General features: G+C 34.6%; 13 protein-coding genes and 1 riboswitch. Of the genes, 10 read left to right on the forward strand and 3 right to left on the reverse strand.

The genetic code is table 11. The features are described from left to right. The first annotated feature begins 67 nt into the window (after positions 1 to 67). On the forward strand, positions 68 to 676 hold the full coding sequence (locus tag ACIQ1H_RS13210) for a nucleotidyltransferase domain-containing protein (protein ID WP_402889346.1): 609 nt from the start codon (positions 68 to 70) through the stop codon (positions 674 to 676). A gap of 72 nt (positions 677 to 748) precedes the next feature. On the opposite strand, the gene ACIQ1H_RS13215 is transcribed toward ACIQ1H_RS13210, so the two are convergent. Together ACIQ1H_RS13215 and ACIQ1H_RS13220 are read right to left on the reverse strand one after the other, a co-directional pair. Then, a complete protein-coding gene (locus tag ACIQ1H_RS13215) occupies positions 749 to 1,468 on the reverse strand; it encodes an MBL fold metallo-hydrolase (protein ID WP_402889348.1) in 720 nt (239 codons plus the stop codon). Then, positions 1,458 to 2,099 (reverse strand): TetR/AcrR family transcriptional regulator, encoded by a 642-nt coding sequence (locus ACIQ1H_RS13220; protein WP_402889350.1) that lies wholly within the window; start codon positions 2,097 to 2,099, stop codon positions 1,458 to 1,460. Before ACIQ1H_RS13220 ends, ACIQ1H_RS13215 begins: the two co-directional genes overlap by 11 nt. A 551-nt stretch (positions 2,100 to 2,650) precedes the next feature. Here ACIQ1H_RS13220 and isdC point away from each other — a divergent pair. The 5 genes from isdC (at position 2,651) to ACIQ1H_RS13245 (ending at position 9,566) form a co-directional block, all read left to right on the forward strand. Continuing rightward, entirely contained in the window at positions 2,651 to 3,277 is a 627-nt protein-coding gene (isdC, locus tag ACIQ1H_RS13225) for a heme uptake protein IsdC (RefSeq protein ID WP_402889352.1), read from the forward strand. Positions 3,278 to 3,349: 72 nt separating this feature from the next. Further along, positions 3,350 to 4,273: a heme ABC transporter substrate-binding protein IsdE gene (gene isdE, locus ACIQ1H_RS13230; RefSeq protein WP_402889354.1), complete on the forward strand. Its 924-nt coding sequence runs from the start codon at positions 3,350 to 3,352 to the stop codon at positions 4,271 to 4,273. 21 nt (positions 4,274 to 4,294) lie between these two features. Beyond that, positions 4,295 to 5,263 (forward strand): FecCD family ABC transporter permease, encoded by a 969-nt coding sequence (locus ACIQ1H_RS13235; protein WP_402889356.1) that lies wholly within the window; start codon positions 4,295 to 4,297, stop codon positions 5,261 to 5,263. Positions 5,264 to 5,278: 15 nt separating this feature from the next. Continuing rightward, entirely contained in the window at positions 5,279 to 6,049 is a 771-nt protein-coding gene (locus tag ACIQ1H_RS13240; protein ID WP_402889357.1) for an ABC transporter ATP-binding protein, read from the forward strand. Between the two features lie 361 nt (positions 6,050 to 6,410). Continuing rightward, on the forward strand, positions 6,411 to 9,566 hold the full coding sequence (locus ACIQ1H_RS13245; RefSeq protein ID WP_402889359.1) for an NEAT domain-containing protein: 3,156 nt from the start codon (positions 6,411 to 6,413) through the stop codon (positions 9,564 to 9,566). Positions 9,567 to 10,107: 541 nt separating this feature from the next. On the opposite strand, the gene ACIQ1H_RS13250 is transcribed toward ACIQ1H_RS13245, so the two are convergent. Further along, complete coding sequence (locus ACIQ1H_RS13250; RefSeq protein WP_402889361.1) at positions 10,108 to 10,434, reverse strand: antibiotic biosynthesis monooxygenase; 327 nt, start codon at positions 10,432 to 10,434, stop codon at positions 10,108 to 10,110. Between the two features lie 218 nt (positions 10,435 to 10,652). On the opposite strand from ACIQ1H_RS13250, the gene ACIQ1H_RS13255 reads away from it, so the two are divergent. The 4 genes from ACIQ1H_RS13255 to ACIQ1H_RS13270 all read left to right on the forward strand — a co-directional run bounded on the left by ACIQ1H_RS13255 (position 10,653) and on the right by ACIQ1H_RS13270 (position 14,440). Continuing rightward, positions 10,653 to 11,624, forward strand: coding sequence for an ABC transporter substrate-binding protein (locus ACIQ1H_RS13255; protein ID WP_402889363.1), 972 nt, complete (start codon positions 10,653 to 10,655; stop codon positions 11,622 to 11,624). 23 nt (positions 11,625 to 11,647) lie between these two features. Further along, positions 11,648 to 12,676 (forward strand): FecCD family ABC transporter permease, encoded by a 1,029-nt coding sequence (locus ACIQ1H_RS13260; RefSeq protein ID WP_402889365.1) that lies wholly within the window; start codon positions 11,648 to 11,650, stop codon positions 12,674 to 12,676. After that, complete coding sequence (locus ACIQ1H_RS13265) at positions 12,663 to 13,457, forward strand: ABC transporter ATP-binding protein (RefSeq protein WP_402889367.1); 795 nt, start codon at positions 12,663 to 12,665, stop codon at positions 13,455 to 13,457. The genes ACIQ1H_RS13260 and ACIQ1H_RS13265 overlap by 14 nt, the downstream gene beginning before the upstream one ends. 77 nt (positions 13,458 to 13,534) lie before the next feature. Continuing rightward, positions 13,535 to 14,440: a ferrochelatase gene (locus ACIQ1H_RS13270; protein ID WP_402889369.1), complete on the forward strand. Its 906-nt coding sequence runs from the start codon at positions 13,535 to 13,537 to the stop codon at positions 14,438 to 14,440. A gap of 560 nt (positions 14,441 to 15,000) precedes the next feature. Continuing rightward, positions 15,001 to 15,176, forward strand: a riboswitch (cobalamin riboswitch). The last annotated feature ends 33 nt before the right edge of the window (positions 15,177 to 15,209 follow it).

The raw sequence follows: 15,209 nt of genomic DNA on the forward strand, positions 1-15,209 counted from the left end.
ACCGATTAGATAAATTTTTTGAAAACGGTGGTGCTTTAAACTACTTGCAGCATATTTTGGGGAGGACATGTATTTGAGGACAGATATAGATAATTGGGAATCCATCACCGTAACAGCTATTTATAAGCTCTTTTCAACTATTCCAATTAAATGGGGTATTGCAGGGGGATGGGCTTTAGATTTACATTTAGGAAAGCAGACAAGGGTACATGATGATATAGATGTAATAATACTTCGAGAGGAACAATTAACTATCTATAATCATTTATCAGATGAATGGATGCTATACAAAGCAGAGAATGGGAAACTAGTTCGATGGCAAGAAGGTGAATTTTTAAAAACCACAAATGACATCTGGGCTAGCAAAAGTAATAGTTCTCCCTGGGCTTTTCAAATGATGTTAGTAGAGACAGAGCAACAATCCTGGATATACAGGAGAGAAAAATCTATTAGAAGAGAAATAGAGGATATATTTTTAATAACAGATGAGGAGATACCTTACCTGAGGCCTGAGATCCAACTCCTTTATAAAGGTGGTAGTGCAAACGTTAGAGAAAAAGATATTAAAGATCTAAAAATTATGCTTGCTTCTTTACTGCCTGAACAAAGAGATTGGCTAAAAACTACATTGAAAAAACAATTTCCAACTGGCCATTCGTGGCTTGACTATATCTAGTATAAAGATAAATAAATGACCACTTTAGGAAAACGACATAAACGTAAGAGAAGGAAACACCCACACATTAGGTCAAGGCATTTTCTTCTCACTAACATGAAACTCTCCTATATATAAGCTCTCTAATTTTCTTGTCGTTTTTTGAACATATTCCTCTAGTTGTTCTGCAGGACGAAATACCGTGTTTCCATGACACACTTCTAATCGCTCAGGTTTTAATTCTTTTACAATTAAACTACTCTGTAATACTTCATCCATATAGGGGGTGAACATGGGTGGATGAAGCTTTCCTTTTTTAGAGTTGAAAAGGTCACCTGCTAGAAGTACTTTATCGTTTTCATGGTAATAAACTACATGTCCTGGAGAATGACCGGGTGTTAAATATGGTGTAAGCCCTGCAATAGTTTGTAACTTTCCATGCGTACTCTTTGTGAGAGGTTGGGCTAATTGTTTAGGCAAGTTGTATTCAAGTTTCTTTCTTTTTGGATAAAGAACTGTACCTTCCATATAAGGTATTTCTATATCGTGTGCATATACAGGTACATTATTTTGAGTCAATAATATTTTCTGTATTGCACCTACATGATCTGAATGGCCATGTGTTAACAGAATTCTACGTAAAGGCCCAGCATTCAATTGCTTTATAAATTTGATAATTCCTTTTGCCATCATCGGCATTCCTGCATCTACTAAAGTGACCCCATCTTCCTCAATGACTATCCACACATGAATCGGAACAATCATCCACGATTTTAGGCTCCAAATATGCTCAGAGATTTTTTCAGCTTTCATTTTCATTTCCCCTTTGTAATTTTTCTTTAAAGCCTAATAGAAGAATTTCAATTGCAAGATCAAAAGTTGGTGTTAATCTTTCCATTAAAACGTTAAGCGTTTCGTGTTGATACGAATAAGTGCTTAAAATGCCATTGAGGTTGAAGTAATAAATACGTGAAAAAGCTAATAATTGTTCTTCATTTGAAATAGCAAGACATTCTTGAATTATTTTTTTCATTATTTCAAAAATTTCAATTCGCAATCTATTAATCTCAAGTTTTGGGTCCTCTTGATCTACTCTTGTAGACTTTGCATTGAAGAAAATATCATACAAATTTCGATTCTGTAGGCAAAAGTGAATATATTTAAGACTGATTTGTTTTAATTTGCTTTCTGAAGATAAAGTACTTACGTCCGAAAGATACAGAAATTGTTTGTGTAGCTCTTGCAAAGGAGGCATAGAGAGCTGATGTAATAACTCCTCCTTATCTTTAAAGTAAAGATAAATGGTTGTATGAGAACACCCTGCATCCTTCGCGATTGCTCGTATTGTCACTGAATCGTATCCATTTTCGGAAAATAACCTGCCTGCTGATTCGACTATCTGCTTTTTTGTTTCTTCAGACCGTTCCGCCTGTTTACTTTTCATTATAGGACCTACTTTCCATATTTACTAACCAATGGTTATATAATAACCATTGGTTAGTAAACTGTCAATAATTAATGTTTAAAGGATTTAATACCTTAAAAAGCCAACGGAATGATTAGTGGGGAAGAGGATAATAAAATTCCCAAAGAAAAAGTTCCGATTTTTTGGTGCATGAAATTTTTTTTATTGATTTTAATAAAATGATAAGTTATGGAGAAATGCACTAAATAAGAAAAAGGAATCTTCATAAAAAGAAGTTTCTATATAAGAATTCATACACTTGTTGTTTGCTCGTAAGTTATATTAAATTCCGATTTTACTTATAAATTTATTAAGGGAAAATAATCTATTTTGTATTAGTATTGACAATTTAATAAATACATATTATCATTTATTTAATGATAATGATAATGATTATCATTATCATTAAATAATATGTCGAACACGCAGAATAAAAAGGGGTATTTTTTAATATCCCTTTTTATTTACATAGTGTTGATAATGATTATCAATGGAAAGGAGGTTTTACTATCAAAAGGTTAGTTTCAGTAATGTTAATCGCATTATTAGCAATTTTTGTAACACCTTATTTAGATGCGTCTGCCGCACTTGCAGATGGGAAATACACAATTAATTATCAAGTGAATAAACCAGATTCTTCATCTGCTTCCATTGCAAACGATTATTTTTTAAAGCCTGCGACAATTATAGTTCAAAATGGCACTTCGGTTGTACAACTGAAGATGAAAAAAAGTGCGTGGATAACGAAATTTGAATCGAGTACAGGCGGTAATAAAGTCGTAAGCGAAAATAAGGCAGAGGATACTCGTATTGTCCAATTTGCATTACCTTCTTATACATCAAAAACGGCTGTTACGATGAAGGTGGATATTGATGACTTAAATTATCATCATGAATATACAGTAGATTTTGTGTGGGATGCAGCGTCATTAAAAAATGAAGATGGTAGTGCAGTAACAGCTACAACAGTGCAAAATAACACTAACACGACTAAAAAAGATGCTAATACTGGAGTAACAAATACTTCGACAGTAAAAGAAAAAGAAGCAAATCCTCAAACAAGTGATGCTTTTCCAATAGGTATACTTTTATTGTTCGGTGTTAGTGGATTTATCTTATTTAATTTTAAAAAACGAATGAAGGAAGAAATCAATTGAAATATTTCGGAAGCACCCTCATCTACTTCGCTAAGGTAGGAGTAGGGTGCTTTTTAAAAGGAGTGAATGACCATGATAAAAGCTACAAAAGTTAATTTTAATAAGTTACATATTGTGGCGCTATGTATTATTTTTGTCGTTCTTTCAGCATGTACTAGTTCAAATAAGGAAAATGAAAATACGGTAGAAAAAGATAAAGAAGAAAATAATACAACGGTTCAAGATGAAAATCGAATTATTCCAACGACAGTTGCAGTTGCTCACATTTTAGATGCACTAAATTTAGACGTCGTTGCTGTTCCTACGACTGTTTATGATTTACCTAAACGATATGAAGGTTTACCCGAGGTTGGTAGTCCAATGTCACCAGATATGGAAATTGTAAAATCTTTGAACCCAACAGAGGTCTTTTCAGTAACCACGTTGGAGACAGATTTAAAAAAGATATTTGATGAGGTTGGTATTAATGCTTCCTATGTAAATTTACAAAGCATTGATAATATGAAAGCTGCCATTTTAGAAATAGGGAAAAAGTATAATCGGAGTGATGTGGCAACAAAGTTAGTGTCAGAGCTGGAAGGAAAGATTGCGGCCCTTCGAATGCAAATAGAATCAAAAGAATCCCCTAAAGTTTTAATTTTACTTGGTATTCCAGGTAGCTATTTGGTGGCAACAGAAAATTCGTATATTGGGGACCTAGTGAGAATGGCTGGAGGTCAAAATGTCATGAGCGGGCAAGAACCTGAGTATTTACCGTCTAATACAGAGTTTTTACAACAAAGTAATCCAGATATTATTATTCGTCTGGCACATGGATTGCCCGATCAAGTTGTGGAAATGTTTAATGAGGAATTTGCTACAAATGATATATGGAAGCATTTTGATGCAGTGAAAAATGGACGTGTATATGATTTAGAGGAACCTTTATTTGGAACAACAGCAACGCTTGCAGTACCTCAAGCACTTGAAGAACTGATTAACATTATGTATCCATAATGAGAAATGTAGAGGGCTCAGATGAATAAAAAAATTAGTAGTTTTATAGTTGTAAGCATATTGCTTTTAGTTGTAATTATATATTCTGCAATCACAGGCTCTATTAAAATGGAGATTGCGGAATTTATTAGAGCCATATTTGGTGAAGAAAATTCAAATTACGCAGTTATTAAAGATTTACGGTTTCCACGGATTATCGTCGCAATTTTTGCAGGAGCAGGCTTATCAGTTGCTGGGGTATTATTGCAGGCAGTGATGCGTAATCCATTAGCTGATGCAGGTGTAATCGGTATTTCGGCAGGGGCGTCATTTGTACAATTATTAGTCATTACATTATTCCCAATGACGTTTTTCTTCACACCAATATTGGCTTTTTTGGGTGGAGCATTTGCTTGCTTTTTAGTATTTATGTTGTCGTGGAAATCAGGCTTAAATCCTTTGAAAATTATTTTAGTAGGTATTGCGATTAATGCGATGTTTACTGGTCTAACAGAAGCGTTTGTTACGCTATGTAGCTACATGAATATAATGGTTGGTGGAGCAGGGAGCTCTAATTTGTCAATGCGAACTTGGAGTGATGTACGTTTAATTTCATTTTATGGTGTTATCGGCTTACTCGCCTCGCTACTAATAGCTTCGTGGTGCAATTTATTGGCTTTACAAGACAAAACAGCAAAGAGCTTAGGTTTTAATGTGACACGTGCACGATTAATTATTGCAGCAATAGCGGTATTACTAGCGGCAATTTCAACTGCTACAGCAGGCGTTATTGCATTTGTTGGGTTATTAATTCCGCATATTTCAAGAAGATTAGTAGGTTCCGACCATAAATGGTTAATTCCATTCTCAGCAGTAGCTGGTGCATTACTGATTTTGACTGCTGATACGCTAGGCAGAATAGTGGTTGCACCATTAGAAGTCCCAGCATCAACAATAATGGCCATAATCGGTGGGCCGTTCTTAATATTCTTAATCCGAAAAGATAAGTAAAGGGAGGTGAGTGCATTGAAAGTATCTCAAATTGAACTATCTTATGATCAGAAGAAAAATCATTTAGATGGAGTTACAACAACAATTGAAAAGGGAAAAATCACCACGATTATTGGCCCGAATGGTTGTGGGAAATCCACATTACTAAGTGTTATCTCCCGGAATAATATGCCACAAAAAGGATCAGTAACGTTAGAACAGAAAGATATAATGACGTACAAGGCAAAGGAATTTGCGAAAAAACTAGCGATTGTTTATCAACAAAACATCGTGCCGCAAGATATTACAATTGAAAAACTAGTTGCTTATGGACGAGTACCTCATCAACAATTGATGAAAAAAAATGTGGAAGAGGATGAGGCGGCAGTAAATTGGGCATTGGCAGCAACCAATTTAACACAAAAACGTACGAGTAAATTGGATGCCTTGTCAGGTGGTGAACGTCAGCGTGTTTGGATTGCAATGGCACTTGCTCAAAAATCATCCATTCTATGTTTAGATGAGCCAACAACATATTTAGATATTTTTTATCAAATCGAATTAATGGAGCTAGTGAAGAAATTAAACAAAGAAAATTCGTTAACAATTGTCATGGTGTTGCATGATATTAATCAAGCAATAAAATATAGTGACCATATAATTTTGATGAAAGACGGAAAAATTTTATGTGAAGGCACACCTATAGAAACAGTAACAGCGGAACGTATGAAAGAAGTATATGGTGTAGAAGTCATTATTCAAAAGCATGAAAGTGTTGGTACTTATATGATGCCAGTAAGAATTTAGGAGTTTTTTAGACATATCATATTATTAATTACTTTATAAGCTACATTGTTCATCTCTTAATATTTTCCTTTGACCTTACTTCTTTAGACTATTAACAAAAAAAGTTATCTCATAACATATCTGCACTTTCTTGACAATAATAGTATGTGGGTTATAATGAATGAGAATGAGAATCATAATCAATTAAAAGAGTAGTATACTATCAAACATCCATGTAATAAATAGATGTTTTTTTATGAATTTTAATTGAGATGATAATTATTCGAGTTAAGGGATAGTATTAAAAAATCTTTTAATACAAAGGAGGTAGAACCAGCCAAGGTAGGTCAAAATATTTAGGAAAATTCAGGAGGTCAGTGTATTGAAGAAATTTTTGCAATATGTAGCTATGGTAGTGCTGATGTTAGGTGCAATATTACCGAGCTTTGGAATGGAAGTAAGGGCGGAAGAAAATACCGTACCGAGTTGTGCAGTTAACTATTCAGCAAATATCAAAATTCTTAATGAACAACAAACAGCAGATTCAATGATGAATAGCTATGTTCAAAAAGAAGCTACTGTTAAACAAGAAAATGGTCTATATACAATAGACATTACGGTGCCACAAGCAAATACAACTTGGTATCAGGACTTTAAAGTTGAATCAGGTGGCGAATTAAAAGCAGCGATCAATAAAACAACAGATAGTAATGGTAACGATATTTACACATTCGTAGTTGACCAATTTGAGCAAACAATAAAAGCATGGGTCGATGTTTACATTCCGATGATAAATTATGATCATGACTATATTGTATATTTAAAAGTTGCCGATGTTACGGAAGTTAATCGTGTGTGTGAAGAAGCACCAGAACAACCAGAACAACCAGAACAACCAGAACAACCAGGGGATAACACAGAAGAAGTTATCACAAAGAACGTTCCTTTCACATTTCTAACAAATAATAAGTCATATGATACTTATTTTAAAAGCTATATTAACTATGCTGATTTAGCTACTGCTGGTTTAGAAAAATATGCATATATTAAACTAACAGGTCACACATATGCATTTACGACACTAAAAGTAGGCAGTGAAAATGGGGAAGACGTAGAAATCGCAAGCTCTGAAGGAGAAGGCAACTCATTAGTACGTGTTATCAAAGTAAAGTTAGATGCTGATTTAAAAGCAACAGTTATCATGTCAGGTGACAAATATCCAGCAACGCCTTTTACATTTGATTTTAAACCTGTAAAAGAAACTATTGTTTATTTACCCGAGCATTTTAACTCGAACAATCAAGTGATTGATTTTGGACTAACGCCTGTCAGCGCTGGTGCACCAGCTCATACAATAATCGCATCACTTTTAGGACAAGCATATGCAACAAAAACAACAGACAATAAAATTGCTGTAACAATGAATTTAGTTGTAAATGATACGACGAAGGGCTTTTCTGTAAAACAAGGAAATAAAACAGTTGCAGAATGGGCAGCAGGAAGCACGAAAAGTGTAATTAAATTTACAGTTGATTCATTAGAGAATTTAGCATTCACGTTAACAACTGAGCGAAATGGGTCTGCTTCGACAATGGGTACGACAGTTGAAAAAGTACTATTAACAGGTGAAATTGCTAAACAAGAGGATAATAGTTCAGAAGAAAATACCAACGGCAGTGAATCAGGTTCTGGGGAGAACAATAATAATTCAAATACCGGTGGCAATAACAATTCTAACACTGAAAACAATGAACAATCAACTAATGGGCTGTATACAGTAAACTTTACGTTTTTAAATGAATCAGGTACTGGTAGTTCTATTATGAACACATATGTAGATAATCAAGCATATGTCGTGAAAAATGGTTCCTCTTACCAGGTTCAATTAACATTAAAAAATAGTTCATGGATTACTGGATTTACAGTGAATGGTGCAACACCTAGTACAATTAGCGATTCAAACGATGTACGAGTAGTGCAATTTACAGTATCAAGTCTAACTGCGCTTCAAAATGCGTGGGTAAAAGTAGATATTGCTGATCTTAACTATCATCATGACTATAATGTTCTTTTGAAATTTGATGAAGCGTCACTTTCAAAGATTAATGATAGTACAACATTCCCAAGTACAGGTGGTTCATCTAATAGTGGTTCTACAAATGGTAATTCTACAAATGGTAGTTCGACTAATAACGGAACAAACACAGGTACTACTGGGAACTTTAGTCAAGAGGGAATAGCTAAATTTGAATTTGCTAACAATGCAAAAGAGATAGCTGTATTCCTACAAAAAGCAAAAACAGTATTTGAAAATAACAAATATAAGGTTACGCTTTCATTAAATATTGAAAATAACTTACAAAATTTTATTGTTAAACAGAATGGTAAAGAAATTGCGAAATGGTCAAATCAAGTAGCTTCATTAGTACCAGTTGCAATTGCAAAAACAACAACACTATCATTTGAAGCGGATACACTGGATAATCTTGTTTTTGAGGCCGTAACGAAGGATAAGACAATTTCTTCAAATGTCACAGCAACGACGACAAATACAAATACAATTGAAAAGAATAATCGTCAGTCAATTACGTATAAAATGGTGGCTGATCCAAACGGAAATATGGCTGATTTTATTACAAACTATTTAGCACCATACTTTACGAAAGCTGAACTAGTGACGATAGACGGTAAACGTTATATTGAAATGACGCTAGTTGGTAAAGCTTATGGTTTTGAAACACTTGCATATATTGATGAAAATGGTAAACAACAAAATATCGAAGTGGTTAGTTCTACTGGTGAGAAAATGGATCAAGTACGAGTTGTTCGTTTACCATTCGTTCAAGATAGCAATGGAATTACGAAAATATTTATTGATTCAGGCAGTTTAGGTTATGGGGCGTACACATTATTCTTTACTTTTGATGTACCAGCTTTAGAGGAAGAAACAAATAACTCGAATAATCCTAATAACCCTAATACTACTATCAAAAATCCTTTTGTAGATATCGATAATGTATTCAGTAAGGATGAAATATTAGCTTTATATGCAGCTGGCATTACAACAGGTACCACAGCCACAACATTTAGCCCAAATAAAAATATCTCACGTGCACAATTTGCAGTGATGATTGCTAGAGCTTTAAATATTCAATCAGCTAAAGCTACTGCTTTTAAGGATGTTAAAGGTCAGTGGTATGAAAATGAGGTACAAGCACTGGCAGAGGTCGGTATTGTAACAGGTGTCAATGCAACGACATTTAACCCAACAGCAAATATTACACGTCAGCAAGCAGCTGCAATGATATTGCGTATGCTGGAATATAAAGGCTATAAAGTAACAGTTGATGAAAATGCTTTAACGTATAAAGATGCTAATAAAGTATTTGACTACGCTAAACAAGCAGTTTCAGAACTGCAAGCACTAGATATTATGACGGGATCTAATGGTTATTTAAACCCACAAAGTAATTTAACACGTGCTCAAATGGCAAAAATTTTAAAACGCTCATTAGAATACGTCCATTTAATTGATTAATAATTTAAGTATGTAAGGTACTATTACTATCCCTTAAGCTTTTTCTAAAGTTGGATGTGGTGACTACGCTTCTTAGAAGTTAAGTAGTTCCGCTATCGCTATAGAATCCTTCTCTAATAAAAAAAATGCAATTCAAATTTAACTTGAATTGCATTTTTTAAACTATTAAACAGCCAACTATTATTAATGCAAGCTCGTCGTTTTTTAGTAATTTATGAGTTATTAATTGTATATGTTTAACTGAGAAGGGGCAGCGTTCTAAATATAAAATTTGGCCAAAAGGATGCTATTAAAAGTAAAAAATGCCTACTTTACATGGCTATTAAAACTAATGACTTTGAAGAAGAACCCACAATAGTTAATTGTGGGTCGTTAGAAAAGAGAAATTTAAAAGCGTTCTTAAACGGATTGAGTTAGAATTTTAGCCTGTAACTCAATGAAAAAGCGTCTGAGAACGTAAAGTTTATATTCTTGTATTTTTACGAATAGCGTACTGTTAATTACTAAGATTAGTAGAGCCTTTTAAGAATCTTATATGAAATTACTTTATTAATGTAGCAGCAATTTCAGAAATCACAACCCGATTACCTATTATTGGGGATGCTTCACTGTTTTCTTTGTTCCCGATTGCTTCACGTCGGTGTAAATTTTTAAAGTCATCAGAATCACGCCAAGCCTTGAATTGCTCAACTGTATCCCAGAACATCATAACGTTCATTTCATCATGATCTTCTGGTTCTGAGCAAACGTTCACTTCAACTTTATTAAAGCCTTCCCAGTTCAATAAGTTTTTATCAGATATAAACAATGGTGCCATTTTATTCGCAAAGCCTTTTTTTACTAAAAAGCGGTTAGTAACTGTAATCATATTCATGACCCCTTTATAACAGTTTTTAATTGATATTGATTTTCATTATCAATTAAAACATACATTAATTGGCTATGCAATAAAAAAATTAAAAAAACAACATTAAAAACGTTTGTTGACAATTTTTTTTATTTAAAATAGAATCATAAACAATGGTATGAGAATGATTATCAATTTCATTTCAATTTTTAAATAAAAAGAAAAGGTTGGTAGTTAACATGAAGAAGTTTAAATTTCTATTAGTAGGTGCGTTGGCATTATCATTAGCTGCATGTGGAGAAGAAAGTAAACAAGCGGAGATGGATTCTTCCAAAGATAAAGTAGAAATGGAACAACAAGTTGAATCAGGAGAGGCAGTAACATTCATAGATGACCTTGGAAATAAGCTTGAGTTTGAAGCAACACCGAGATCAGTCGCAACGTTAAATCCAGGAATGATGGACATTTTGCTTGCGCTAGGAGCAAATGTTACTGGACGACCTACGATTACAACAGAAATGAAGGAGGACGTAAAAGCTATTCAAGAAATAGGTAACCCACATGAACCGTCATTTGAGCAGATTGCTGCATTGAATGCGGAAATACTTATTGTCCCACCAAGCTTCCAGCAGTTCGCTACAACGGTAGAGGCTACTGGTACGAAAATTGTCTACCTGAACATGAATTCAGTAGATGATATTAAAAAAACAATTACTCAGTATGGCGAATTATTTAATAACACGGCAAAAGCCAATGAGTTAGTTGCACAAATTGATGAGAAAATTGCACAAGGCGCTACAGAATCAACGTTAGATGCCCTCATTGTTTATGGAGCACCAGGTACATATTTAGCAGCGCTAGATAATTCGTTATACGGGGATATCTTAAAGAAAGCGGGAGGTAAAAATATCGCAGCCGATTTACCAGCTACAGAAAAGTTTCCCAGCTATGCGACTTTAAGTGTTGAAAAAATTGTGGAGCGTAACCCAAAAGTAATTATGCTGATTACGCATGCAAATCCAGCGACAGTAAAAGAAGGGTTTGAAAAACAATTGAAAGAAAATGCAGCGTGGAAAAATTTAGATGCAGTAAAAAATAATCAGATTATCATTTTACCAGCAGAGCTGTTTGACAATCCTGGTACACAGGTTGTTGAAGCCATTGATTATATGCGAGAAGTTTTAAAGACAGCTGAAGAAGCTGTGAAATAATTCTTTTATAGCGGGGAATAACGATGATAATAGAAGAGGAAAAATATGTACACCCGCTTGCTAAAAAACGAAGAATGGCGTTAATTTTGTTACCAATACTTTTGGTCATAGTGAGTGTCGGTAGCCTTATGATTGGGCAAGTTTCGTTTTCAGTAAGTGAAGTGTTTAATGGAATTATTAGCTCTGAAGATACAATGGCACGGCGAATTGTGTGGGAAATCCGTATGCCCCGTATACTAACAGGTATGATTGTAGGCGTTTGTTTGGCTATTGCAGGTTCGATTTTACAAGGTGTTATGCAAAATCCATTAGCTGATCCAGGGGTTATAGGAATTACATCTGGCGCGGGCATTATGGCGGTGGCTGTAATGGTTGTTTTTCCTGGCTATATCATATATTTACCTATTGCAGCCTTTTTAGGTGCTTTTGTCGCCGCAATGATTGTGTATTCTTTGTCGGTGAAAAAGGGTGGTACATCCCCAATGCGAATAATTTTAGTGGGTGTAGCCATTAATGCACTTTGTGGTGCAGGAACAAATGCACTTATGATTTTGTATAGCGATCGTGTACAATCTGTCCTACCATGGTTGTCTGGTGGCTTGACAGGTGTTGGTTGGGTGCAATTTAAAATGATTATTTACTATGTTCTTGTAGCACTTATATTTTCAATTTATGCAATTAAACATATTCGTATCATGCGTTTAGGAGATGAAATGGCAAGCCTTTTAGGGCACAATGTAGAACGCAGTCGATTCTTTTTAATTGCCTTAAGTACGTTATTGGCGGGAATTGCAGTAAGTGTTGCTGGTTTAATTGGGTTTGTAGGTTTAGTTGTACCACATATTTTGCGACTAATTATTGGTGGAGATCATAAATATTTACTACCTACTTCCGCGTTGGCAGGTGGCTTACTTGTTGTGTTTGCTGATACAATAGCGAGAACCGTATTTGATCCTATTGAGTTTCCTGTAGGCATTTTGCTAGCATTCGTTGGTGGACCGTATTTCCTTTATTTAATTCATAGAAAGGGGAATTCCATTGCTACGAACTGAGCACATACAGTATCAACATGAGTTCACTCATTTTCAATTAAATGATATAAACCTAAAAATTAATGAAGGAGAAGTTGTAAGTTTAATAGGTCCGAATGGCTCTGGGAAATCAACATTATTACGTGTAATATCACGTCTTTTAAAACCGAATAGTGGGACAGTTTTTTTAAATGAGCGTAACATTCATGAAATGAAGTCTAAAGAAGTAGCTAAAACATTAACGATGCTCCCGCAAATGAATAATCATCAATTAGATTTAACAGTGCGTGAGTTAGTAGAGTTTGGGCGTCATCCACATAGCGGAGGAAAGACGGTCCTGTCAAAAGAGGATAAAGAAATTGTTGATTGGGCGATTGACGTAACTAGACTGAAAGACTTACAAAATCGGGTACTACCTTCGATGTCTGGGGGTGAGCGTCAACGTGCTTGGATCGCAATGACTGTAGCACAGCATCCCAAAGTGTTACTTCTCGATGAACCAACAACATATCTAGATATTGCACACCAATTAGAAGTGATGGAGCTTGTAAAAGAGTTAAATCAAAAATACAATATGACCGTTATAATGGTGTTACATGATATTAACCAAGCCGCACAAAATAGCGAACGTCTGATTGTATTAAAGAAAGGCAAAATCTATTACGATGATTCACCACATTGTGTATTATGTAAAGAAATGTTTCAATCAATTTTTGAAATAGATGCGGAAATTTATATGCAAGACGGAAATCCAATCTTTACGCCGATAAAATTGTGCTCAAGTTCTTGTGAAAAATCGTAGGCTATTTTTAAAAAGAAATTAGAACTAAAACTACAACACTATATACATTAATCTATTGAAGAAAAGGAGACTAAAAAATGATTGGTATAATTTATTACGCATATGGCGCACCGAAATCTTTAGACGATGTAACACCTTATTTTACACATATAATGAAAGGTAAAACACCACCACCTCATGTAATTGAAAATGTGACGGCACAATTTAAAAAATTAGGTGGTGTTGATCTATTAGCAGCAAATACGGGGCGTATTGCTAAAGGGCTGGAACATGCTTTACAGCAACGTGTAACACAGCCTGTAAAAGTATATAACGCATACAAACATACAGAACCTTATATTCCAGATGTTGTCGACACAATGCTTAGAGAAGGTATTACAACTTTTATTACATTACCTGTAAATCCGATTATGTCTACAGGGGCAGCAGCGTTTCATGATGAAGTTAGTACGTTATTAGCTTCTCATGACGTTAAGGTCATTCATGCGAAAAATTGGCATTTAAATCATGATTTACTTGCTGTTTATAAAGACCGTGTTCAACGTGCATTTGAATGGATTCCTGTTGAAAAACGAGCACAGACGCATGTTTTATATACAGTCCATAGTCAGCCTATTGACCCTGAAAAAAATGAGCACTATGTGCGCCAGTTTTCCGAATTAGCCGAAGCCATTTCTAAAGAAGCACAAATAGCGAACTGGCATGTTACATATCGAAGTGGCCATGGGAAAGGTGACTGGCTAGGTCCAAATGTAAAAGATAAAATTAATTCATTGCAAGGCGAGGGTGCTCAAGGTATCGTCACATGTGAGCTTCTGTCACTTTCAGCGGATATTGAGTCCTATTTTGAAGTTGGAAATGAATGTCATCGATTGTGTGAGGAACTGCAAGTTGAATTTGCACAATCAGAGTTTCCAGGTGATAGCTATGATACCATTCAAGCTTTAGCTGCCATTGTCGAATCATTTATTCCCGCACAATAACTGAACAGGTTAATAAATTACGAGTAACTATTGTAAAATCTATATTGCCATCTGATGTCGATATTCCATTGATGTCAGATGGTTATTTGTTTTATATCAATATAGCGAACAGAACAGCCATGAATAAAGACACTACATTCTACTCTGAACTAGCATTAATGATATCTAATAAACGGCAAATCTATTTTAATATTTTTTTGTGTGTATAATGAAAAATTGAATAGAAGTTATAGGGCTTACGATAGTGGCTAAAATGTGATAACAGCTATAAAATTATATAAGTACATATTAAATATAATACGCAGTTTAATTTAGGCTTCAGTAGGTAGAATAATAATTGCTTAACATATGATAAAGCTTATCATGGAAAATCGTCTATCATTCTTTAGAACTATTGACGATATTATTAATTATACTAACCTAGCTAGTCATTTTTCATTTATTAACCGTTTGTTGTTCCTAAAGAAAATAGTGAAAAGTTACACTATAAAGAATTCGCTTTTCTTGATTTACTTTTTACTTGAAGGATGGTACACTTAATTGTGTTCAACAACAATATATTGTGTTAGTTTTATATAGGTACTACTATATGTAGTTTAATAGGGAAGTTCGGTATATCCGACGCTGTCCCCGCAACTGTTAAGCTGACGATGATTTAATCCACTGTGCATTCGTATGGGAAGGATATCAGAGAATGAAGCAAAGCCAGGAGACCTGCCTATAATAAAACAATTCAACCTTTCTTCGGGGAATAAGAAATGGGGACGTG

Origin of the sequence: Lysinibacillus sp. NPDC097279, assembly GCF_044761745.1 — a bacterium.
Taxonomy (GTDB): Bacteria; Bacillota; Bacilli; order Bacillales_A; family Planococcaceae; genus Lysinibacillus.